Genomic DNA, 22,498 nt, shown 5'->3' with positions numbered 1-22,498 from the left:
ACCATGAATACAATACCCACAACAACCAAAGGCGAACAGGCCAAAAACCAGCTTATTGCCGCCGCGCTGGCGCAGTTTGGTGAGTACGGGCTGCATGCGACCACGCGCGATATCGCCGCGCTGGCCGGGCAAAACATTGCGGCGATTACCTACTATTTTGGCTCAAAAGAGGATTTATATCTCGCCTGCGCCGAGTGGATTGCCGATTTTATCGGCACGCAGTTTCACCCGCACGTCGAGGAGGCCACCGCGCTGCTCAGCCAGCCGTCTCCCGATCGCGAGGCCATCCGCCAGCTGATCCTCAATGCCTGCCACAACATGATCCGCGTGCTGACGCACGACGATACGCTCAACCTGAGCAAGTTTATCTCCCGCGAGCAGCTCTCCCCCACTGCCGCCTATCAGCGGGTACACGATCGGGTCATTGCCCCGATGCATACCCACCTGACCCGGCTGCTCGCCGCCTATACCGGGCGGGATGCCAACGATACCGCGACAATTTTGCATACCCACGCCCTGCTGGGTGAAATCCTTGCCTTCCGTCTGGGCCGGGAAACCATCCTGTTACGCACCGGCTGGACACAATTTGATGAGGATAAAGCCGCGCAGATCGGTGAGGTGATCGCCTGTCATCTCGATCTGATCCTGCAAGGCTTAACGCAAAGGAGCCTGAAGTCATGAAAAAACCTGTCGCCATCATTCTGGTGGTTGTTGTTTTGCTTGCCGCGGGCGTCGGTGGATGGCTGTGGTACCAGAGCCATCAGGATAAAGGCCTGACGCTGTACGGTAACGTGGATATTCGCACGGTGAACATGAGCTTCCGCGTGGGCGGACGTCTCGCCTCGCTCAGCGTTGACGAAGGCGATGCCATTAAAACCGGGCAGACGCTGGGAATGCTGGACAAAGCGCCCTATGAAAATGCGCTGCTGCAGGCCAAAGCGGGCGTCTCCGTTGCGCAGGCACAATATGACCTGATGCTGGCCGGCTATCGCGACGAAGAGATCGCCCAGGCCGCCGCCGCCGTTAAACAGGCGCAGGCCGCCTATGACTACGCGCAGAATTTCTACGCCCGTCAGCAGGGGCTGTGGAAAAGCCGCACCATTTCCGCTAACGATCTGGAAAATGCGCGTTCGTCCCGCGACCAGGCGCAGGCAACGCTGAAATCCGCGCAGGATAAATTAAGCCAATACCACACCGGTAACCGCCCGCAGGATATCGCCCAGGCGAAAGCCAGCCTTGAACAGGCGCAGGCGCAGCTGGCCCAGGCGGAGCTGGATCTGCACGACACCACGCTCATCGCACCGTCTGACGGCACGCTGATGACCCGCGCCGTGGAGCCGGGCAGCATGCTCAGCGCGGGCAGCACCGTGTTGACCCTCTCCCTGACCCGCCCGGTGTGGGTACGCGCCTACATTGATGAGACGAATCTCGGCCAGATGCAGCCGGGTCGCGAGCTGCTGCTCTATACCGACGGTCGCCCGGACAAGCCGTATCACGGCAAAGTGGGCTTTGTCTCCCCTACCGCCGAATTCACGCCGAAAACAGTAGAAACACCGGACCTGCGTACCGACCTGGTGTATCGCCTGCGCATCATCGTGACCGATGCGGATGACGCGCTGCGTCAGGGCATGCCCGTCACCGTAAAAGTGAACGGCGGGGAACGACATGAATGACGCGGTTATTCAGCTCAACAATCTGGTTAAACGCTTTAAGGGGATGGATAAGCCCGCGGTCGCGCCGCTGAACTGCACCATCCAGAAAGGCTATGTCACCGGCCTGGTCGGCCCGGACGGTGCGGGAAAGACCACGCTGATGCGCATGCTGGCGGGGTTGCTGAAGCCGGATAAAGGATCGGCCAGCGTGCTGGGCCTTGACCCGATAAAAGATGACGGCGCGCTCCACGCCATGCTCGGCTATATGCCGCAGAAGTTTGGCCTGTATGAAGACCTGACGGTGATGGAAAACCTGAACCTGTACGCCGACCTGCGCAGCGTTACCGGCGAAGCCCGACAGAAGACCTTCGCCCGCCTGCTGGAATTTACCTCCCTCGGCCCGTTCACCGACCGGCTGGCGGGCAAGCTTTCCGGTGGGATGAAGCAGAAGCTGGGTCTGGCCTGCACGCTGGTGGGCGAACCAAAGGTGCTGCTGCTGGACGAGCCCGGCGTGGGCGTCGACCCGATATCGCGCCGCGAGCTGTGGCAGATGGTGCACGAGCTGGCGGGCGACGGGATGCTGATCCTCTGGAGCACCTCCTACCTCGATGAAGCGGAACAGTGCCGGGACGTGCTGCTGATGAACGAAGGCGAACTGCTTTATCAGGGCGAGCCGACGACGCTGACGCAGAGCATGACCGGGCGCAGCTTCCTGCTGCACAGCTCGCAGGCGTCCAACCGCTCGCTGCTACAGCGGGTGCTCAAGCTGCCACAGGTCAGCGACGGAATGATTCAGGGCCGCTCGGTGCGGGTAATCCTCAAAAAAGAGGCCACCGTCGACGATATTCGCCATGCGCCCGGCATGCCTGAGATCGACATGGAAGAGACGGCGCCGCGCTTCGAAGATGCGTTTATCGACCTGCTGGGTGGCGCGGGGACGTCCGAGTCGCCGCTTGGCGCAATCCTGCACACGGTGGACGGCACGCCGGGCGAAACGGTGATCGAAGCCAAATCCCTCACCAAAAAGTTCGGGGATTTCGCCGCCACCGATAACGTCAATTTCGCGGTAAAACGCGGCGAGATTTTTGGCCTGCTTGGACCGAACGGCGCGGGAAAATCGACCACCTTTAAGATGATGTGCGGCCTGCTGGTGCCGACGTCCGGCAAAGCGCTGGTGCTGGATATGGATCTGAAGGTCAGCTCTGGCAAGGCGCGCCAGCATCTGGGCTATATGGCGCAGAAATTCTCCCTGTATGGCAACCTGACGGTCGAGCAAAATCTGCGCTTTTTCTCCGGCGTGTACGGCCTGCGCGGGCGGGCGCAGAACGACAAAATCCGCCGCATGAGCGACGCCTTCGGGTTAACCAACATTGCTTCCCACGCCACCGACGAGCTGCCGCTCGGCTTTAAGCAGCGGCTGGCGCTGGCCTGCTCGCTGATGCACGAGCCGGATATTCTGTTTCTGGATGAGCCGACCTCGGGCGTTGATCCTCTCACCCGCCGCGAGTTCTGGCTGCATATCAACAGCATGGTGGAAAAAGGGGTGACCGTGATGGTAACCACCCACTTCATGGACGAGGCGGAGTACTGCGACCGCATCGGGCTGGTGTATCGCGGTAAGCTGATTGCCCACGGTACCCCGGACGACCTGAAAAACCAGGCCGCCGACGATGAGGTCCCGGACCCGACCATGGAGCAGGCGTTTATCACCCTCATCCACGACTGGGATAAGGAGAATGCCCATGCGCAGTAACGCCCTTTCCTGGCGCCGGGTGCGCGCGCTGTGCGTTAAAGAGACGCGGCAGATCGTGCGCGATCCCAGCAGCTGGCTGATTGCGGTGGTGATCCCCCTGCTGCTGCTGTTTATCTTTGGCTACGGCATTAACCTGGACTCCAGCAAGCTGCGGGTCGGGATTTTGCTGGAGCAGCAGAGCGAGGAGGCGCTGGACTTCACCCACGCCATGACCGGCTCGCCCTACATTGACGCCACCATCAGCGACAATCGTCAGGAGCTGATCCAGAAGATGCAGGCCGGGAAAATTCGCGGTCTGATCGTCATTCCGGTGGATTTTTCCGCCAATATGGCGCGGGCGAATACCGATGCGCCGATCCAGGTGATCACCGACGGCAGCGAGCCGAACACCGCGAACTTCGTGCAGGGCTACGCGGAGGGGATCTGGCAGCTCTGGCAGATGCAGCGGGCGGAAGATCGGGGTGAAGAATTTAAACCACTCATCGACGTGCAGACGCGCTACTGGTTTAACCCCGCCGCCATCAGCCAGCATTTTATTATTCCGGGTGCGGTGACCATCATCATGACGGTCATTGGCGCGATTCTGACCTCGCTGGTGATCGCCCGCGAGTGGGAGCGCGGCACCATGGAGGCGCTGCTTTCAACCGAAGTGACGCGCGTCGAGCTGCTGCTGTGTAAGCTTATTCCCTACTACTTCCTCGGTATGCTGGCGATGCTGCTCTGCATGCTGGTTTCCGTTTTTATCCTCGGCGTGCCGTATCGCGGCTCGCTGGTGGTGCTGTTCTTTATCACCAGCCTGTTTTTACTCAGCACGCTGGGGATGGGGCTACTCATCTCCACCATCACCCGCAACCAGTTTAACGCGGCCCAGGTGGCCCTCAACGCCGCCTTTTTGCCGTCGATTATGCTGTCCGGGTTTATCTTCCAGATAGACAGCATGCCTGCCGTGATCCGCGCCGTGACCTACATCATCCCGGCGCGCTACTTTGTAAGCACGCTGCAAAGCCTGTTCCTGGCAGGGAATATTCCGGTGGTGCTGATTATCAACACCCTGTTTTTACTGGCGTCAGCGGCGATGTTTATCGGGTTGACGTGGATGAAAACCAAACGGCGGTTAGATTAAGGAGCGCGCATGTTTTACCGTTTATGGACGTTAATACGCAAAGAGCTGCAATCCCTGCTGCGCGAGCCGCAAACCCGCGCCATTCTGGTTTTGCCGGTGCTGATCCAGGTACTGCTGTTCCCGTTTGCCGCCACCCTTGAGGTGACCAACGCCACCATCGCCATTTACAACGAAGACAACGGCAAACACGCCGTTGAGCTAACGCAGCGCTTTGCCCGCGCGAAAGCCTTTACCCACATCCTGCTGCTAAAAAGCCCGCAGGAGATCCAGCCCACTATCGACACGCAAAAAGCGCTGCTGCTGGTACGGTTCCCGGCGGATTTCTCCCGCAATCTGGATACCTTCCAGACCGCGCCGATGCAGCTGATCCTCGACGGACGTAACTCCAACAGCGCCCAGATAGCGGCCAACTATCTGCAGCAGGTGGTGAAGGATTACCAGCAGGAGCTGATGGACGGCAAACCGAAGCCCAACAATAGCGAGCTGGTGGTGCGCAACTGGTACAACCCGAACCTGGACTACAAGTGGTTCGTGGTACCGTCGCTGATCGCCATGATCACCACCATCGGGGTGATGATCGTGACCTCCCTGTCCGTCGCCCGCGAGCGCGAACAGGGCACGCTGGATCAGCTGCTGGTCTCCCCGCTTGCTACCTGGCAGATTTTCGTCGGCAAAGCGGTTCCGGCGCTGATCGTCGCGACCTTCCAGGCCACCATCGTGCTGGGAGTCGGTATTTGGGCCTATCAGATCCCGTTCGCCGGTTCGCTGGCGCTGTTTTACTTCACGATGGTGATTTACGGGCTGTCGCTGGTGGGGTTCGGGCTGCTGATCTCGGCGCTCTGCTCAACGCAGCAGCAGGCGTTTATCGGGGTATTCGTCTTTATGATGCCCGCGATTTTGCTCTCGGGGTATGTTTCTCCCGTCGAGAACATGCCGGTATGGCTACAGGATCTGACGTGGGTAAATCCGATTCGGCACTTTACGGACATCACCAAACAAATCTATCTGAAGGATGCGAGTCTGGATATTGTCTGGGGAAGTTTGTGGCCGCTACTGGTGATTGCGGCCACGACGGGCTCAGTGGCGTACGCGATGTTTAGACGCAACATTGCGTAGCTTTTTCTCTTTGGTCAGCAATGAGACGACCGCAGGCCCTGCGAGGATAGCCATACCCGCCAGGGCCAGCAGCAGGTTGTTTTGCAGCACGCGTGACAGCAGCCACAGGACGATCATCGCCGCACCAAAATACCAGGTGGTGGTGAGCTCTTCGAGCACATCACCCACCTCGCGCCAGCGTGCTTCATGGTGGCGCTGTAAGAACAGCATCGACAGCACGGTGACGCCGTAAAGGACGCATAGCCCCAGGCCAACATGCACCAGCGTGCCGCTCATCCAGCCCATCACCAGTACGGCCACGACCAGTAAATGCAACATTATCTGCCAGCAACTCAGGCCAGTTGCGACACGAACACGTTGTTGCCACTTCATGGCTTCTCTCCTGAAGGATTTTTCTCTGCTTAATCAGACTACCGCACTTTACGGAAAATTCCGTAACGCCGCATCTTTTTGTGACGCCGACTACACTTTATTTTCATTGGGATAGTCACTCAGGAAGGAGCTTATGACGAAAAAAATGCAGCATTTCTCGCTTAAAGTGCTGACGATAAACATTCATAAAGGCTTCACAGCATTTAATCGCCGCTTCATTTTACCGGAGCTGCGCGACGCGGTTCGCACCGTCAGCGCGGATATTGTCTGCCTGCAGGAGGTGATGGGCGCACACGAAGTGCATCCGCTTCACTTTGAGAACTGGCCCGACACGCCGCACTATGAATTTCTGGCCGACACCATGTGGAGTGATTACGCCTACGGCCGCAATGCGGTCTATCCGGAAGGGCATCACGGCAACGCGGTGCTGTCCCGTTATCCCATAGAACATTACGAAAATCGCGACGTTTCCGTCGGGGAGAGCGAAAAACGCGGTCTGCTATACTGCCGCGTTACCCCGCCCGATCTTGAGCTGCCCATCCATGTCGGCTGTGTTCATCTGGGCCTGCGCGAAGCCCATCGTCAGGCGCAGCTGAAAATGCTGGCCGAATGGGCCAACGCGCTTCCCGAAGATGAACCGGTGGTAGTGGCGGGCGATTTCAACGACTGGCGACAGCGGGCAAACCATCCGTTAAAGGTAGAGGCCGGACTGGAGGAAATTTTCACCCGGGCGAACGGCAGGCCTGCGCGCACCTTTCCGGTCCGTTTCCCGCTGCTGCGGCTTGACCGCATCTACGTAAAAAATGCCCATGCCAGCAGCCCGACCGCCCTGGCGCTCCTTAACTGGCGGCATCTTTCCGACCATGCCCCGCTCAGCGCGGAGATCCACCTATGAAATGTTCCTGGCAGGAAGGCAACCGGATCACGCTGCTGGTCAACGGGGACGAGTATTACCCGGCCGTGTTTAAGGCGATTGATCACGCCCAGCAAAAGGTGATCCTCGAAACTTTCATCTGGTTCGAAGACAACGTCGGCAAGCAGCTGCACAGCGTGCTGCTGCGCGCCGCACAGCGTGGCGTCAAAATTGAAGTGCTGCTGGATGGCTACGGCTCGCCGGACCTCAGCGATGCATTCGTCAATGAACTGACCGCCGCGGGGGTGGTGTTCCGCTACTACGATCCCGGCCCTCGCCTGTTCGGTATGCGTACCAACCTTTTCCGCCGGATGCATCGCAAAATTGTGGTGGTAGATGAGACGGTGGCGTTTGTCGGCGGCATTAACTACTCCGCTGAGCATATGTCCGACTACGGCCCGGAAGCGAAGCAGGATTACGCGATTCGCATTGAAGGCCCGGTGGTGCAGGACATCTTGCTGTTTGAGCTGGAGAACCTGCCGGGGAAAGAGGCCGTTCGCCGCTGGTGGAAACGCCGTCATCGCCCGGAAGAGAACCGGAAGCCCGGCGAAGCGCAGGCGCTTTTCGTCTGGCGCGACAACGGCGAGCACCGGGACGATATTGAACGTCATTATCTCAAGATGCTGGCCAACGCGAAGCGTGAAGTGATCATCGCTAACGCCTACTTTTTCCCGGGCTATCGTCTGCTGCATGCCATGCGCAATGCCGCCCGACGCGGCGTGCGCGTGAAGCTGATTGTGCAGGGCGAGCCGGACATGCCGATCGTCAAAGTCGGGGCGCGGCTGCTGTATAACTATCTGGTGAAGGGCGGCGTCCAGATCTACGAATATCGCCGCCGACCGCTGCACGGCAAAGTCGCGCTGATGGACGATCACTGGGCCACCGTGGGCTCCAGCAACCTTGATCCGCTGAGCTTATCGCTCAACCTTGAAGCCAACCTGATCATTCACGATCGCCAGTTTAATCAGACCCTGCGGGATAACCTGCAGGCGTTGATCGTTAACGACTGCGTGCGCGTGGATGAGTCCATGGTTCCCAAACGCACCTGGTGGAACCTGGGCATCAGCGTGGTGGTGTTCCACTTTCTGCGGCATTTCCCGGCGATGGTCGGCTGGCTGCCGGCGCATACGCCGAAGCTGGCGCAGGTGGACCCGCCGGTACAACCCGAAATGGAAACCCAGGACCGCATAGAAGCGGAAGACGGAGGCAAACCCTGATGTCGAAATCGCATCCACGCTGGCGGCTGGCAAAAAAGATCCTCACCTGGCTGTTTTTTATTGCGGTCGCTGTGCTGCTGGTGGTCTACGCGCAGAAAGTTGACTGGGAAGAGGTGTGGAAGGTCATCCGCAACTATAACCGGATGGTGCTGCTGGGCGCTGTGGGGCTGGTTATCGTGAGCTACCTGATGTACGGCTGCTATGACCTGCTGGGCCGCGCTTACTGCGGCCACAAGCTGGCCAAACGTCAGGTAATGCTGGTGTCATTTATCTGCTACGCCTTTAACCTGACGCTGAGCACCTGGGTCGGCGGCATTGGCATGCGCTATCGCCTTTATTCGCGCCTTGGCCTGCCGGGCGGAACCATCACGCGCATTTTCTCGTTAAGCATCACCACTAACTGGCTGGGCTATATTCTGCTCGGCGGGGTGATCTTCACCATCGGCGTGGTGCAGCTCCCCGCGCACTGGTATATCGACGAGGCTACGCTGCGCATTCTGGGCATCGTACTGCTGCTGATTATCGCCGTTTATCTCTGGGCCTGCGCCTTTGCCAGACGCCGTCATATGACCATTAAAGGGCAAAAGCTGGTCCTGCCCTCGTGGAAGTTTGCGGTGCTGCAGATGGCGGTTTCCAGCGCTAACTGGATGGCGATGGGAGCCATCATCTGGCTGCTGATTGGCGAGGACGTAAATTACTTCTTCGTGCTGGGCGTGCTGCTGGTGAGCAGTATTGCCGGGGTGATTGTGCATATTCCGGCGGGGATCGGCGTGCTGGAGGCGGTGTTTATTGCCCTGCTGGCCGGGGAGCACGTTTCTCAGGGTGCCATCATCGCTGCCCTGCTCGCCTACCGCATGCTGTATTACTTCCTGCCGCTGGCGCTGGCAACGGTCTGCTATCTGGTGCTGGAAAGTCGGGCGAAAAAGCTGCGGGCGAAGAATGAGAGGATGCTAGCGAAGTGAATAAGTCGGGTGGCGGCTTCGCCTTACCCGACCTACGGTTCGCGCTTCGTAGGCCGGGTAAGGCGAAGCCGCCACCCGGCAAAGCAACCTTAACGACGGTTGCCGAAAATACGCAGCAGCATCAGGAACAGGTTGATGAAGTCCAGATACAGCGTTAGCGCGCCCAGGATCGCGTATTTGCGCAGGTTTGAACTGTCGCGCACGTCGATCTGCTCGCCGATGTTTTTCAGTTTCTGGGTGTCATACGCCGTCAATCCAACGAAGATCACCACCCCGATGTAGGTCACGGCCCACATCAGCGCTTCGCTCTTCAGCCACAGGTTCACCAGCGACGCCAGCACAATCCCGATCAGCCCCATAAACAGCATACTGCCGAAGCCGCTCAGATCGCGTTTCGTGGTGTAGCCGTACAGGCTCATCGCACCGAACATCCCGCCGGTGACCACGAAGGTGCTGGCAATGGATGAGTAGGTGTAAACGATAAAGATGCTGGAAAGCGTCAGCCCCGTTAGTGCCGAATAGAGCATAAACAGGGTCGTTGCCATGCCGGCACTCAGCTTTTGCACCAGACCGGAAAGCACAAACACCAGCGCCAGCTGCGCGATAATCAGCCCAAAGAAGGTGATCTTACTGGAGAAGATAAACATCATCAGCTCCGGCGTGTTCGCCGCATACCACGCGATAAACGCGGTAAGCAGCAGGCCAACCGTCATCCAGCCGTACACCTGAGCCATATACGTCTGCAGGCCGCTACGGGTCTGCTGTACTATTGAATCGGAACGCGGAAATCGGTCCATGATTCACTCCTGATTAAGATTAAGTAGACACACACGTTAAGATTAACACATCCACGTAAACCGACTACCAACGGCTGGCGGCTTGTTTATCGCTGTCGCGAGATTCTACCCAGCGATCGCCTTCCGGCGTGGCTTCGCGCTTCCAGAACGGCGCTCTGGTTTTGAGGTAATCCATAATGAACTCCCCTGCCGCAAACGCGCTGCCGCGGTGCGCGCTGGTCACTCCAACGAAGACAATCTCCTCGCCAGGCCACATCTCGCCGATGCGGTGAATTACCGTGATGCGGCCGAGCGGCCAGCGGCCCCGCGCCTCCTCCACAATCTCCGCCAGCGACTTCTCCGTCATCCCCGGATAGTGCTCCAGCGTCAGCGCCTTCACGCTGTCGCCGAGGTTGTGGTTGCGCACCTTGCCAGTAAAGGTCACGACCGCGCCGTCTTCATCGCGTTCCGCCAGCCAGCTGTATTCGGTCCCCACGTTAAAACGCCCGGGGCTCACCAGAATGCGGGTGTCAGCCATCTTAGCCCCCCGTTACCGGCGGGAAGAAGGCCACTTCATCCCCTTCGGCCAGCGAGTGGGTGAATTCCACCAGCGTCTGGTTAACGGCGGCCAGCAGCTTGCCTTCGTCCAGCGCCAGCGCCCAGCGGTCGCTCTGTGCCGCGAGATGCGCGCGCAGGGCAGCAACGTTTTCAAAAGACGCATCCAGCGTCAGGCTGTCGGTATTCACCAGCTCGCGCACCTGCGCAAAAAAGAGCACCTTAATCATGGCTGTCCACCTTAAAATCACCGGATTTTCCGCCGCTTTTTGCCAGCAGGCGAACCGGGCCAATCACCATATCTTTCTGCACCGCTTTGCACATGTCGTAGATGGTCAGCGCGGCGACGGAGGCCGCCGTCAGCGCCTCCATCTCCACGCCGGTTTTGCCGGTTAAGCGGCACAGCGATTCAATCCGCACCCGATTATGCTCCGGCTGCGCCTGAAGGTTCACTTCCACCTTGCTCAGCATCAGCGGATGGCACAGCGGGATGAGATCCCAGGTGCGCTTGGCGGCCTGAATCCCCGCGATGCGCGCGGTGGCAAAGACATCACCCTTGTGATGGCTGCCGTCGATGATCATCGCCAGCGTTTCCGGCAGCATGGTGACGAACGCTTCCGCGCGCGCCTCGCGCACCGTTTCGTCTTTGGCGGAAACATCCACCATATGCGCTTCACCGGCGGCGTTAATGTGGGTCAGTTGTGACATAGCTTATTTCTTTAAATGGGGATGGAAATTACACGGACGGGTACGGGCGTCCAGCTGCGGGGCGATGATGTTTTCCCACGCGGTGCGGCAGGCTTTGGTCGAGCCCGGCATGGCGAAAATCAGGGTTTTGTTCGCCACCCCGGCAACGGCGCGCGACTGCAGCGTGGAGGTACCGATCTCTTCAAAGGAGAGCATGCGGAACACCTCGCCGAATCCTTCCACCTCGCGGTCGAACAGCGGGATCAGCGCTTCGGGCGCCTGATCGCCTGCGGTAAAGCCGGTGCCGCCGGTGATCAGCACCACCTGCACCTCATCGCTGGCGATCCACTGAGAGACCTGCGCGCGAATGGCGTAGCGGTTCTCCTTCACGATCGCTTTATCGACGATGTGATGCCCCGCGTCATGGGCCGCCTCGCGCAGCCAGTGGCCGGAGGTATCATCCTCTTCGCCACGACGGTCGGAAACGGTAAGGATCGCAATGCGTGTCGGGATAAATTCTGCGCTTACCTGACTCATTTTCTGTTTCCTTCTTAAGCCTGATTACCCGCCGATGTAGGACAGGTTCTGAGTAATGCCGGTATTGCCCTGATGCAGGAAGTGGGTCTGTTTTTTATGCGTCAGCGCTTCAGAAATGCGTGCTTCAAGCGCGTCCTGCTGCGCATCGTCTTCCAGCAGATCGCGAAGGTCTACGCCGCCGTCACCAAACAGGCAAAGATGGAGCTTGCCCACGGAGGAGACGCGCAGGCGGTTGCAGCTGGCGCAGAAATCTTTCTCGTAAGGCATGATAAGCCCGATCTCGCCTTCGTAATCCGGGTGGCAGAAGACCTGCGCCGGGCCGTCGCTGCGCTGGCGGATCTGATGGAGCCAGCCGCGTTTTAGCAGCTCGTCGCGCAGCACCATGCCGGAGATGTGATGGCGGCGGAACAGCTCGCTACCCTCGCCGGTTTCCATCAGCTCAATAAAACGCAGCTGAATGGGGCGGGATTTAATCCACGCCAGGAAGGTATCAAGCTGGTGATGGTTTACATCACGCATCAGCACCGTGTTGACTTTGACTTTTTCGAAGCCGGCCGCAAATGCCGCATCGATACCGTCCATGACCTGCTGGAATTTATCCTGGCCGGTAATGGCGTGGAACTGGCGGGCGTCCAGGCTATCGACGCTGACGTTGATCGCCGTCAGCCCCGCATCGCGCCAGGTCGCCACGTCGCGCGCCATGCGGTAACCGTTGGTGGTCACCGCAATCTGGCGGATACGTTCGTTTTCACGTACCGCGGCAATGATGTCAGGGAAATCGCGGCGCAGCGAGGGTTCACCGCCGGTAAGGCGCACTTTTTCGGTGCCGAGCTCAGAGAAGGCGCGCGTGACGCGGCGCACTTCATCCACGGAGAGAAAGCCGTTATTGGTGACGCTGCCCGGTTTGTAGCCATCGGGCAGGCAGTAGGTGCAACGGAAGTTGCACACATCGGTAATCGACAGACGTAAGTAATAAAACTTACGCGCGAAAGCATCAGTAAGTTGTGAAGCCATGTACACCTTTCCAGATCGGGAGGCACAGTCATTTCTTTCTGTACCCTGGTGGCAAATTCGCCACGGCCAGAGCGCCATATCTTTCGACACAGGCACAAGGGCTAGAGTGTATGTTTTCAATTTAGAAAACGTGGTTAGGGCGATAGTAGCGCGGAAATTCTGACGGCGCCATTATCGCTTTTCGCTATATAATTAAGTATATAGCGAGTCATTCGTCCATTTTCGCTACAGAATACCTAAAAACCGCATTTTCACATTGATATACGTCATTTTGCATCGGGTGAGGCATCGTCTTTTAGGGGTAGTTAGGTTACTGTTACGCGATCGAACGTGATAAGGAATACGTATGCGCAATCGCACTTTTGCGGATCTTGACCGAGTGGTCGCTCTTGGCGGAGGACACGGCTTAGGCCGGGTTATGTCCTCTTTGTCGTCACTGGGCTCAAGGCTGACAGGGATAGTGACCACCACCGATAACGGCGGCTCAACCGGGCGCATTCGTCGTGCCGAAGGCGGCATTGCCTGGGGAGATATGCGCAACTGCCTGAATCAGTTAATTACCGAGCCGAGCGTCGCGTCGGCGATGTTTGAGTACCGTTTTGGCGGTAATGGCGAACTTTCCGGGCATAACCTCGGAAATCTGATGTTAAAGGCGCTGGATCACCTGAGCGTACGGCCTCTCGAAGCCATCAACTTAATCCGTAATCTGCTCAAAGTGGACGCATTCCTGATCCCCATGTCTGAACAACCGGTTGACTTGATGGCCATCGACGCCGAAGGGCATGAAGTTTACGGCGAGGTGAATATTGACCAGCTCCTTCTGCCGCCAACGGAGTTGATGACCTATCCGAGCGTGCCCGCCACGCGTGAAGCGATAGAGGCAATCGGGGAAGCGGATCTTATCCTGATCGGTCCAGGCAGTTTTTATACCAGCCTGATGCCCATTCTGCTGGTGAAAGAGCTTGCGCAGGCACTGCGCCGCACCCCGGCGCCGATGGTTTACATCGGTAATCTGGGACGTGAACTGAGCCCGGCGGCGGCGAGCCTGTCGCTGGCAGACAAACTTGAATTAATGGAGCATTACGTCGGCAAGAAAATCATTGACGGCGTAGTCGTGGGACCAAAAGTGGATGTGTCAGGGATTGGCAATCGTCTGGTGGTGCAGGAGCCGCTGGAGGCCTCAGACATCAAGTATCGCCACGACCGCCATCTGCTGCGCGAGGCGCTGGAGAAGGCGATTCAGGCGCTGGGTTAGCAAAAACCCCCCGGTGGCGCTGCGCTTACCGGGGCTACAAAAGACGCTAACCCCGTAGGCCCGGTAAGCGCAGCGCCACCGGGCAAAACCGTCTCACGATGCCGCGATAAACAGATCCCGCAGTTGATGAAGCTGGTCGCGGATCTGCGCCGCCTCTTCGAACTCCAGGTTCTGCGCGTGCTGCATCATCTGACCTTCCAGCTCGTGGATTTTCTGCTGCAGCGCTTTCGGCGTCAGCACGACGGTATCTTCTTCCACCACTGAACGCGCCTTGCCGCGGCCTTTCGCTTTGGTTTTGGCAATGTTCTGACCCAGCGCCAGAATATCCACCACCTTCTTGTTCAGACCCTGCGGCGTAATACCGTGTTCTTCGTTGTAGCGCTGCTGTTTCTCGCGGCGGCGCTCCGTTTCACCAATCGCTTTCGCCATCGACGGGGTAATTTTGTCACCGTACAGAATCGCTTTACCGTTGACGTTACGCGCGGCGCGGCCGATGGTCTGGATCAGGGAGCGTTCAGAACGCAGGAAGCCCTCTTTGTCCGCATCCAGAATCGCCACCAGCGAGACCTCCGGCATATCGAGACCTTCTCGCAGCAGGTTAATCCCCACCAGCACGTCAAACTCGCCCAGACGCAGGTCGCGGATAATCTCCATGCGCTCCACGGTATCGATATCCGAGTGCAGATAACGCACCTTCTCGCCGTGCTCTTCGAGATACTCGGTCAGGTCTTCCGCCATACGCTTGGTGAGCGTGGTCACCAGCACGCGCTCGTTGATGGCGGAACGGGCGCGAATTTCCGAGAGCAGATCGTCCACCTGGGTGGCCACCGGACGAACTTCAATAATCGGGTCGAGCAGACCCGTTGGACGCACAACCTGATCGACAACATCTTCACCGGATTTCTCCAGCTCGTAGTTGCCCGGCGTGGCCGAGACGTAGATGGTTTGCGGCGCGAGCGCCTCAAACTCTTCAAACTTCATCGGACGGTTATCCAGCGCCGACGGCAGGCGGAATCCGTACTCCACCAGCGTCTCTTTACGCGCCCGGTCGCCGCGGTACATCCCGCCGATCTGCGGGATCGTAACGTGGGATTCATCGATCACCAGCAAACCGTCTGCCGGAAGGTAATCAAACAGCGTCGGCGGCGGCTCGCCCGGCCCGCGCCCGGAGAGGAAGCGGGAGTAGTTTTCAATGCCGGAGCAGTAGCCCAGCTCGTTCATCATCTCAAGGTCAAACTGGGTACGCTGGCTCAGGCGCTGCTCTTCCAGCAGCTTATTGTTGGCCAGCAGCACCTTACGGCGCTCGGCCAGCTCCACTTTGATCTCTTCCATCGCCTGCACGATACGCTCGCGCGGCGTCACGTAGTGCGTTTTCGGGTAGATGGTGAAGCGCTGGATCACCGACTCAACGTGTCCGGTCAGCGGGTCGAAGAGCGACAGGCGTTCAACCTCTTCGTCGAACAACTCGACGCGCAGCGCCATATCGTCCGATTCCGCCGGGAAGATGTCGATCACCTCACCGCGTACGCGGAAGGTGCCGCGCTGGAACGCCTGATCGTTACGGGCATACTGCAGCTCAGCCAGACGACGGACGATGGCGCGCTGGTCGATGATCATCCCCTGCGTCAGGTGCAGCATCATCTTGAGATAGAGATCCGGATCGCCCAGGCCGTAGATCGCGGAAACCGATGCGACAACGACCACATCGCGACGCTCCAGAAGCGCCTTAGTGGCCGACAGACGCATCTGCTCGATGTGTTCGTTCACCGAGGCATCTTTCTCAATGAAGGTGTCAGAGCTCGGTACATAGGCTTCAGGCTGGTAGTAATCGTAGTAGGAGACGAAATACTCCACGGCGTTTTCCGGGAAGAACTCTTTCATCTCGCCGTAAAGCTGTGCGGCCAGGGTTTTATTGGGTGCCAGCACCATCGTGGGGCGCTGGAGATCCGCAATCACGTTGGCGATAGTGAACGTTTTACCCGAGCCGGTTACCCCCAGCAGCGTCTGGTGCGCCAGCCCATCTTCCAGCCCTTCTTCCAGACGACGGATCGCCTCAGGCTGATCGCCAGATGGACGGAAAGCAGAATTCAATTTGAACGGTTTACTCATGGGCGACAACCTGATGACGTTATAAGCGGCAGGTGAGTAATTTTACTCCTTGTTGCCAGGAATGCCAGTAAAAAACACTGGATGAAAAACCAGTAGCATGTCAGGATATTTAGAGTAGCGCCTGAATGATTAGCGCGATAGCGACCAAAATTTGGACTGTGACAATATAAAACACCAGTCAGGTCAGGTTATCCCCAGAACTTTTTCTTTTTTAACATTTGTCAAGCCAGGTAATGATAGTTTTGTGGCAACGGGTGACACTTTCATGACGGGAATTGCTTTTATCTAAGCAATTAAATAATAAACGATATTTTCTAAAGCCGCGTTTCGCGTCAATTTGGGCGTAAGCCGCGTCTTCTCTCGCTTATCGCGTGTTTTCTAACTCTAATGCACATGGTTATCCACAGGAATAGTGGATAACTGCTTCCAGCCCATGCAGACTGGCGCTCGGCAAATTCCCGGATTTTCCCACGAGACGGCGGTAAAAAATTTTTATAGCTATTTTTTGCTGATTAACAGTTGCGTCATTCATAACCAACCGATGCGATCTTGCTCACATTTTCAGCATTTCGGGTTCTGCACCACAACTCAACACCGCCAGCACCGTCGATGTGCAATCCCGTTTTTTCTCGGCCCCTCTCCGATGACTTATTCCTAAAAAAGCCGGTTTTTTAAACATTTTTCGGTTTCTGGCAGGGGTTTTGCAGATTCAAACCCGAGCCTCACCTACACACATTTTTAAGGAGAGAAAGATGTTGAGTCTGCGTGCTGTGAATCAGTTTTACGGAAGCCAACATACGCTATGGAACGTGAATTTGGATTTTCCGCAAGGAATGTGTACAGGCGTCGTTGGCCTGCCGGGAATGGGGAAAACCACCCTCATGAATTGCATCGCCGGGAGAGTGCCCGTCGAAAGCGGCAGCATCATCTGGCATGAGGCAGGCGCGCCGCCGCGCGATTTGCTTAACCTGCCGCCAGAACAGCGTTCAGGAACGGAGATAGGCTATGTCCCGCAGGACAGGCGGATCTTCTCCCAGTTAACGATTGAGGAGAATCTGCATATCGCCATGCGGGCGATGGGGAAACCCAATCCGGAAGCGAAAAGCGACGTTTACGACCTGTTTCCGGCGCTCTACGCATTGCGACAGACCCGCGCCAACACGCTCTCTCCGGACGACCAGTACCAGCTGGCGCTGGCTAATGCGCTGGTGAACCGTCCTCACCTGCTGATCCTCGATGAGCCCCTGCACGGCGCAGGACACAGCTTCGCCCAGAAGCTGGGGCAGCTGCTGGTGCGCTTAAACCGGGAGTTAGGTATGACGGTGCTGTTAGCGGAGCAGCAGCTGTCGTTTATCCGCCGGGTTGCGGACCGTTTCTGTATGCTCTATCGCGGGCGTAACGTGGCGCAGGGCCACGTTAACGAACTGGATGACGAGCTTATCGCGCACTGGATGTCGCGGGAAGCAAGACGCTGAGATCGAGATAACGCCCGGTTTCGGCATTTTCCGCGCCGTCAGCAAGCCAGGGAATTTCCCCGAGGCACGGGGCGGGAAGAACGCGCCTGAGCGTCGCCAGATACTCCTGATGTCGTTTCCCCGGCGCAACCACGTCGTTGGCTATCCAGCCCGCCAGACGCAGCCCGGCCTGCCGTATGGCCTGCGCGGTCAGCATGGCGTGATTGATACAGCCCAGCTTAACGCCGACGACCAGAATGACCGGAAGCTGCTCGGCCTGCACCCAGTCAGCAAACGTCTGCGTGTCCGAAAGCGGCGTAAACCAGCCGCCAGCCCCTTCCACCAGCACCCAGTCGGCCTGGCTTTCCAGCGCCCGTAACCCGGCTGAAAGCACGGCGAAATTAATCGGACGACCTTCGTCAGCGCTGATGATGTGCGGCGAGGTCGGCTCGGCAAAGGTGTACGGATTGACCGCTGAATAGGCGAGTTCACGCGTGCTGTTACGCTGGAGCGCCAGCGCGTCGGTGTTGCGTAACCCTTCCGCCGTCATCTCGCTGCCGGAAGCAACGGGCTTATATCCGGCGGTGTTTTTTCCGAGCTTTCGTGCCGCCTGCAGCAGCGCAGAGCTGGCCACCGTTTTGCCCACTTCTGTGTCCGTGCCGGTGACAAAATAACGTTCAGTCACGTTCGATAATCCCATGAAAAAGTTGATAGGAGAGCGGGAATTGACCCCGCTGCTGCGGCCAGGCCAGCTCAAGGCGCTGCAGCTGACCGCGGGTGAGCGGTTTTTTCTCGCGTCCGGTATGCAGGTGCGTGGCGCCTATGCCCTTCAGCGAACGCATGGCGCTGAACGCATCGCTAAAATTGAGCGTGATGGTCTGCACCACGCTGCGAGCGCGCCAGCCTGCCAGCGCCTGCATCACCTGCTCATGCGATAAAAACCGGTTAGCGTGCGGCTGTTCATCGACTGCCTGCCAGGCCTGATTCAGCTCCGGCAGCGAACTTTCCAGCAAGGTGGTAAAGGCCACCTTCCCGCCCGGTCGCGCCACGCGATAAAGCTCGCGCAAGGCCTGCGGCAGGCTGCTGCACCACTGGACCGCCAGATGGCTCCAGACCAGATCGAACTGCGCATCCGCCAGCGGGATCGCCTCGATATCGGCCAGCAGATAGCGATCCGCTGCCTGCCTTTGACGCGCCTCGTCGAGCATCTGCTCTGAGAGGTCGATAGCCGTGACCTGGCTTCCCGCCCCGCGCCAGTAGCGGCTGTTGCTGCCCGGACCACAGCCGGCGTCCAGCACCTGGGGAAAACGGCTCTCGCCAAGCGCGGTCAGAAGCCCCTGCGCGCTCAGACGCTGCAGCTCATCGTGCTGCGAATAGCTCTGCGCGGCGCGACCAAATGCCGCCGCGATGGCCTGCTTATTCACCGGCAACATGGAGCGCCTCCAGCAACGTCTCAATATCCTGTCGTTCATGCGCCGCCGTCAGGGTTAAGCGCAGCCGCGCGGTACCTGGCGGGACCGTTGGCGGGCGGATGGCGGTCACCCACATGCCGCGCTGGCGCAGCGCCTGTGCCAGGGCCAGCGCGCGGGCATTTTCACCGACAATCACCGGCTGGATAGCGCTCTGCGAATCGGTGCTGCGGAAGGGCAGCGCCGCGAGTCCCTGACGGAAGTGGGCGATATGCTCTGCCAGCCGCTGGCGACGCTCATCCCCTTCCGCGCTGCGTATCACCGCCAGCGACGCTGACAGCGCCACGGCCTGCGCCGGAGGCATGCTGGTGCTGTAAATCAGGTGTCGGGCAAACTGCAGCAGATAGTCGGCGACGGATTCGCTGCACAGCACGGCGGCACCACTAACGCCAAAGCCTTTGCCGAAGGTGACAATCAGCAGTTCCGGCTTCACGTTTTGCTGATACGCGCTCCCGCGCCCTTCGTCGCCCATCACGCCAGTGCCGTGGGCATCGTCGACCAGCAGCCAGGCATGCTGCCGCTTTGCGGCCTCGTGCAGCGCGGCAAGCGGCGCGCTGTCGCCGTCCATGCTGAACACCCCTTCCGTGACCGCCAGCTGTTGTCCTTCGCAGGGTTTATCCAGCAGCGCAGCAAGCTGTCCCGCATCGTTATGGGCAAAACGCCGCAGCTGCGCCGGGCTTAAATTTGCCGCCTCCAGCAGGGAGGCGTGGCTCAGGCGGTCGGCGACAATGCGATCGACCTTCCCCATCAGGGCCGTGATGACCGCCTGGTTGGCGGCAAAGCCGGAGATAAACAGCAGCGCGCGCGGGTAGCCGAGCCAGTCAGCCAGTTCCTCTTCCAGCGCCTGATGCGCCGTGGTGTATCCGCTGACGTGTCCCGAGCCGCCGCTGCCCACGCCAAACCGCTCAGCGCCCTGCTGCCAGGCGCGGATAATGGCCGGATGCTGGCTCAGCCCGAGATAGTCGTTGCTGGAGAAATTACAAAACTGCCGCCCGTCGCGGGTAAGAAAACGGCCCGCGCCGTTTTCCACCACCCTGCGAACGCGAAATGCCTCTGCCGCCCGACGGTCGTCAAGCGCAGAGTTGATACGTGCCTGCCAGGTCATACGGCTGCCGCGTTGTAGAACTGGTCGGTGTCGGCGTTGAAAATCTGCTGCTCCAGCTGCTGCTGTTGCTCGTTATCGCCCGTCAGCACCTCGGTCTGATGCGGGTTAAGCCCCAGCTTGCGGAACAGCTGAACGTCTTTGTCCTCTTCCGGGTTCGGCGTGGTCAGCAGCTTGCAGCCGTAGAAGATAGAGTTGGCTCCGGCCATAAAGCACATGGCCTGGGTCTGCTCGTTCATCTGCTCGCGACCGGCAGAGAGGCGCACGAAAGAGGTCGGCATCATGATGCGCGCCACCGCGATGGTGCGAATAAAATCAAACGCATCCACGTCGTCGTTGTCCGCCAGCGGCGTGCCCTTGACCTTCACCAGCATGTTGATCGGCACGCTTTCCGGCGGGGTCGGCAGGTTAGCCAGCTGCAGCAGCAGGCCCGCGCGGTCTTTCACCGTTTCTCCCAGGCCCACGATACCGCCGGAGCACACTTTGATTCCGGCATCACGCACTTTATCCAGCGTATCCAGACGCTCCTGGTAGGTACGCGTGGTGATGATGTTGCCGTAAAATTCCGGCGAGGTGTCGAGGTTGTGGTTGTAGTAGTCCAGCCCCGCCGCCGAGAGGCGCTGCGCCTGCTCCTCGTTGAGCGTGCCGAGCGTCATACAGGCTTCGAGACCCATCTCCTTCACGCCTTTTACCATCTGCTCCAGGTAAGGCATGTCGCGATCGTGCGGGTTCTTCCACGCCGCGCCCATGCAGAAGCGGGTCGAGCCGGCGTTTTTCGCCTTGCGCGCCGAGTCGAGTACCTGCTCCACTTCCATCAGCCGTTCGGATTCCAGGCCGGTTTTGTAGCGCGCGCTCTGCGGGCAATATTTGCAGTCTTCAGGGCAGGCACCGGTTTTGATCGACAGCAGCGTGCTGACCTGAACATGGCGAGGATCGAAGTGCTGACGATGCACCTGTTGGGCTTCGAACATCAGCTCAAGGAAAGGTTTATTGAATAATTCAGTGACTTGCGACATCGTCCAGCGTGCGTGGTGAGCCATGGGGCTTCTCCAAAGGGTTTTGTTAATTTTCGGTTCGGTTTATACTCGTAAACCTAAAACTTTTCAAAATGGTTTACAAGTCGATTATGACCCAGGACGATCTCGCCTTCGACAAGCAGCATATCTGGCACCCTTACACCTCCACGACCCGCCCCCTTCCCGTCTATCCGGTGACCTCCGCCCACGGCTGCGAGCTGCATCTCGCCAGCGGCGAACAGCTCGTTGACGGGATGTCCTCCTGGTGGGCGGCCATTCATGGGTACAACCACCCGCGCCTGAATGCGGCAATGAAGGCGCAGATTGACCAGATGTCGCACGTGATGTTCGGCGGGATCACCCATCAGCCCGCGGTGGATTTATGCCGTCGCCTGGTGGCGATGACGCCTGACTCGCTGGAGTGCGTGTTCCTGGCGGATTCCGGCTCCGTGGCGGTGGAAGTGGCGATGAAAATGGCGCTGCAGTACTGGCACGCGAAAGGCGAAACGCGCCAGCGGTTCCTCACCTTCCGCAACGGCTATCACGGGGATACCTTCGGGGCGATGTCGGTATGCGATCCGGACAACTCCATGCATAGCCTGTGGAAGGGCTATCTGCCGGAAAACCTGTTTGCCCCGGCCCCCCAGAGCCGCTTCGACGGCGAGTGGAACGAAATGGACATGGTCGGCTTCGCGCGGCTGATGGCGGCGCATCGCCATGAAATCGCCGCCGTGATACTTGAGCCGATTGTGCAGGGCGCGGGCGGGATGCGGATGTACCACCCGGAATGGCTGAAGCGTATTCGCAGGATGTGCGACCGCGAGGGCATTCTGCTGATTGCCGATGAGATCGCCACCGGCTTTGGCCGCACCGGCAAGCTGTTTGCCTGCGAACATGCGGGTATCGCCCCGGATATTCTGTGCCTCGGCAAAGCGCTGACCGGCGGCACCATGACGCTCTCCGCCACGCTCACGACCCGCCAGGTCGCCGACACCATCAGCGACGGCGAAGCAGGCTGCTTTATGCACGGCCCGACGTTTATGGGTAATCCTCTCGCCTGCGCCGTCGCAAGCGAAAGCCTCGCCATTCTGGAGAGCGGCGAGTGGCAAACGCAGGTGGCGGCGATTGAAGCGCAGCTGAAAGCAGAGCTGAGCGCCGCCTCAGGGGCGAATTTCGTCGCGGACGTGCGCGTGCTGGGCGCCATCGGGGTGATTGAAACCACCCATCCGGTGAATATGGCGGCGCTACAGCGCTTCTTCGTGGACCAGGGCGTGTGGGTACGGCCTTTCGGCAAGCTTATCTACCTGATGCCGCCGTACAGCATTACGTCGGAGCAGCTGCGTAAATTAACCGACGCGGTTGTAACAGCCGTTAACATTCCCGCGCATTTCACGATTTAACCCTATGCATTACACT

Annotated in this window: 23 protein-coding genes and 1 riboswitch; of the genes, 11 read left to right on the top strand and 12 right to left on the bottom strand. The window is 58.8% G+C overall.

Annotated elements, in window-relative coordinates; translation table 11 throughout:
* Positions 1–3: 3 nt before the first annotated feature.
* The 5 genes from cecR to AC0TNG_RS21440 are packed head-to-tail and all read left to right on the top strand — an operon-like array spanning position 4 to position 5,644.
* Positions 4–681 (top strand): transcriptional regulator CecR, encoded by a 678-nt coding sequence (gene cecR, locus AC0TNG_RS21460; protein WP_473713078.1) that lies wholly within the window; start codon positions 4–6, stop codon positions 679–681.
* Positions 678–1,673 (top strand): secretion protein HlyD, encoded by a 996-nt coding sequence (gene hlyD / locus AC0TNG_RS21455; RefSeq protein ID WP_417927119.1) that lies wholly within the window; start codon positions 678–680, stop codon positions 1,671–1,673. Before cecR ends, hlyD begins: the two co-directional genes overlap by 4 nt.
* Positions 1,666–3,405 (top strand): ATP-binding cassette domain-containing protein, encoded by a 1,740-nt coding sequence (locus AC0TNG_RS21450; RefSeq protein WP_473713077.1) that lies wholly within the window; start codon positions 1,666–1,668, stop codon positions 3,403–3,405. The genes hlyD and AC0TNG_RS21450 overlap by 8 nt, the downstream gene beginning before the upstream one ends.
* Positions 3,395–4,528, top strand: a complete 1,134-nt coding sequence (locus AC0TNG_RS21445; RefSeq protein ID WP_417927117.1) for an ABC transporter permease — start codon at positions 3,395–3,397, stop codon at positions 4,526–4,528. The genes AC0TNG_RS21450 and AC0TNG_RS21445 overlap by 11 nt, the downstream gene beginning before the upstream one ends.
* 9 nt (positions 4,529–4,537) lie before the next feature.
* Entirely contained in the window at positions 4,538–5,644 is a 1,107-nt protein-coding gene (locus AC0TNG_RS21440) for an ABC transporter permease (RefSeq protein ID WP_048991524.1), read from the top strand.
* Here the strand turns inward: AC0TNG_RS21440 and AC0TNG_RS21435 are convergent.
* The gene (locus AC0TNG_RS21435; RefSeq protein WP_032649440.1) at positions 5,606–6,016 is read right to left on the bottom strand and encodes a YbhQ family protein; all 411 of its coding nucleotides are present in this window, start codon (positions 6,014–6,016) and stop codon (positions 5,606–5,608) included. The two genes, AC0TNG_RS21440 and AC0TNG_RS21435, sit on opposite strands and share 39 nt — an antisense overlap.
* A 133-nt stretch (positions 6,017–6,149) precedes the next feature.
* Here AC0TNG_RS21435 and AC0TNG_RS21430 point away from each other — a divergent pair, with 133 nt between their 5' ends.
* The 3 genes from AC0TNG_RS21430 to AC0TNG_RS21420 are packed head-to-tail and all read left to right on the top strand — an operon-like array spanning position 6,150 to position 9,108.
* Positions 6,150–6,911: an endonuclease/exonuclease/phosphatase family protein gene (locus tag AC0TNG_RS21430; protein WP_463726946.1), complete on the top strand. Its 762-nt coding sequence runs from the start codon at positions 6,150–6,152 to the stop codon at positions 6,909–6,911.
* A complete protein-coding gene (gene clsB, locus AC0TNG_RS21425; protein ID WP_048991526.1) occupies positions 6,908–8,146 on the top strand; it encodes a cardiolipin synthase ClsB in 1,239 nt (412 codons plus the stop codon). Before AC0TNG_RS21430 ends, clsB begins: the two co-directional genes overlap by 4 nt.
* The gene (locus AC0TNG_RS21420) at positions 8,146–9,108 is read left to right on the top strand and encodes a lysylphosphatidylglycerol synthase domain-containing protein (RefSeq protein ID WP_024908733.1); all 963 of its coding nucleotides are present in this window, start codon (positions 8,146–8,148) and stop codon (positions 9,106–9,108) included. Before clsB ends, AC0TNG_RS21420 begins: the two co-directional genes overlap by 1 nt.
* 89 nt (positions 9,109–9,197) lie before the next feature.
* On the opposite strand, the gene AC0TNG_RS21415 is transcribed toward AC0TNG_RS21420, so the two are convergent.
* From AC0TNG_RS21415 to moaA, 6 genes are all read right to left on the bottom strand, one after another.
* On the bottom strand, positions 9,198–9,905 hold the full coding sequence (locus AC0TNG_RS21415) for a Bax inhibitor-1/YccA family protein (protein ID WP_024908758.1): 708 nt from the start codon (positions 9,903–9,905) through the stop codon (positions 9,198–9,200).
* A gap of 64 nt (positions 9,906–9,969) precedes the next feature.
* Positions 9,970–10,422 (bottom strand): molybdopterin synthase catalytic subunit MoaE, encoded by a 453-nt coding sequence (moaE, locus tag AC0TNG_RS21410; protein ID WP_024908759.1) that lies wholly within the window; start codon positions 10,420–10,422, stop codon positions 9,970–9,972.
* Between the two features lies 1 nt (position 10,423).
* The gene (gene moaD / locus AC0TNG_RS21405) at positions 10,424–10,669 is read right to left on the bottom strand and encodes a molybdopterin synthase sulfur carrier subunit (protein ID WP_024908760.1); all 246 of its coding nucleotides are present in this window, start codon (positions 10,667–10,669) and stop codon (positions 10,424–10,426) included.
* Positions 10,662–11,147, bottom strand: a complete 486-nt coding sequence (gene moaC, locus AC0TNG_RS21400; RefSeq protein ID WP_473713076.1) for a cyclic pyranopterin monophosphate synthase MoaC — start codon at positions 11,145–11,147, stop codon at positions 10,662–10,664. Before moaC ends, moaD begins: the two co-directional genes overlap by 8 nt.
* Positions 11,148–11,150: 3 nt before the next feature.
* Positions 11,151–11,663: a molybdenum cofactor biosynthesis protein B gene (moaB, locus tag AC0TNG_RS21395; RefSeq protein WP_024908761.1), complete on the bottom strand. Its 513-nt coding sequence runs from the start codon at positions 11,661–11,663 to the stop codon at positions 11,151–11,153.
* Between the two features lie 24 nt (positions 11,664–11,687).
* Positions 11,688–12,677: a GTP 3',8-cyclase MoaA gene (gene moaA, locus AC0TNG_RS21390; RefSeq protein WP_032645389.1), complete on the bottom strand. Its 990-nt coding sequence runs from the start codon at positions 12,675–12,677 to the stop codon at positions 11,688–11,690.
* A riboswitch (molybdenum cofactor riboswitch) is annotated at positions 12,665–12,798 on the bottom strand. Its footprint overlaps the gene before it by 13 nt.
* A gap of 225 nt (positions 12,799–13,023) precedes the next feature.
* Here moaA and yvcK point away from each other — a divergent pair.
* Positions 13,024–13,932, top strand: a complete 909-nt coding sequence (yvcK, locus tag AC0TNG_RS21385; protein WP_417927113.1) for a uridine diphosphate-N-acetylglucosamine-binding protein YvcK — start codon at positions 13,024–13,026, stop codon at positions 13,930–13,932.
* A gap of 93 nt (positions 13,933–14,025) precedes the next feature.
* Here the strand turns inward: yvcK and uvrB are convergent, their stop codons facing one another.
* Positions 14,026–16,041 carry an excinuclease ABC subunit UvrB gene (gene uvrB, locus AC0TNG_RS21380; protein ID WP_029742168.1) on the bottom strand — a complete coding sequence of 672 codons (2,016 nt, stop codon included), beginning with the start codon at positions 16,039–16,041 and terminating at the stop codon, positions 14,026–14,028.
* 752 nt (positions 16,042–16,793) lie between these two features.
* Here uvrB and AC0TNG_RS21375 point away from each other — a divergent pair.
* Positions 16,794–17,516 carry an ABC transporter ATP-binding protein gene (locus AC0TNG_RS21375; RefSeq protein ID WP_024908764.1) on the top strand — a complete coding sequence of 241 codons (723 nt, stop codon included), beginning with the start codon at positions 16,794–16,796 and terminating at the stop codon, positions 17,514–17,516.
* Here the strand turns inward: AC0TNG_RS21375 and bioD are convergent.
* Genes bioD through bioB form a run of 4 tightly spaced genes read right to left on the bottom strand, consistent with a single transcriptional unit; the run spans position 17,479 to position 21,106 of the window.
* Positions 17,479–18,180 (bottom strand): dethiobiotin synthase, encoded by a 702-nt coding sequence (bioD, locus tag AC0TNG_RS21370; protein ID WP_024908765.1) that lies wholly within the window; start codon positions 18,178–18,180, stop codon positions 17,479–17,481. The two genes, AC0TNG_RS21375 and bioD, sit on opposite strands and share 38 nt — an antisense overlap.
* Positions 18,173–18,928: a malonyl-ACP O-methyltransferase BioC gene (gene bioC / locus AC0TNG_RS21365; RefSeq protein WP_473713075.1), complete on the bottom strand. Its 756-nt coding sequence runs from the start codon at positions 18,926–18,928 to the stop codon at positions 18,173–18,175. The genes bioD and bioC overlap by 8 nt, the downstream gene beginning before the upstream one ends.
* Positions 18,912–20,069: an 8-amino-7-oxononanoate synthase gene (gene bioF, locus AC0TNG_RS21360; RefSeq protein ID WP_473713074.1), complete on the bottom strand. Its 1,158-nt coding sequence runs from the start codon at positions 20,067–20,069 to the stop codon at positions 18,912–18,914. Before bioF ends, bioC begins: the two co-directional genes overlap by 17 nt.
* Positions 20,066–21,106, bottom strand: coding sequence for a biotin synthase BioB (gene bioB, locus AC0TNG_RS21355; protein ID WP_033144975.1), 1,041 nt, complete (start codon positions 21,104–21,106; stop codon positions 20,066–20,068). Before bioB ends, bioF begins: the two co-directional genes overlap by 4 nt.
* 86 nt (positions 21,107–21,192) lie before the next feature.
* Here bioB and bioA point away from each other — a divergent pair, with 86 nt between their 5' ends.
* Positions 21,193–22,482 carry an adenosylmethionine--8-amino-7-oxononanoate transaminase gene (bioA, locus tag AC0TNG_RS21350; protein ID WP_407859601.1) on the top strand — a complete coding sequence of 430 codons (1,290 nt, stop codon included), beginning with the start codon at positions 21,193–21,195 and terminating at the stop codon, positions 22,480–22,482.
* Positions 22,483–22,498: the final 16 nt, after the last annotated feature.

It is taken from the genome of Enterobacter sp. PL_is514 (genome assembly GCF_055816715.1).
This window is presented reverse-complemented; position numbering and strand designations above follow the sequence as displayed.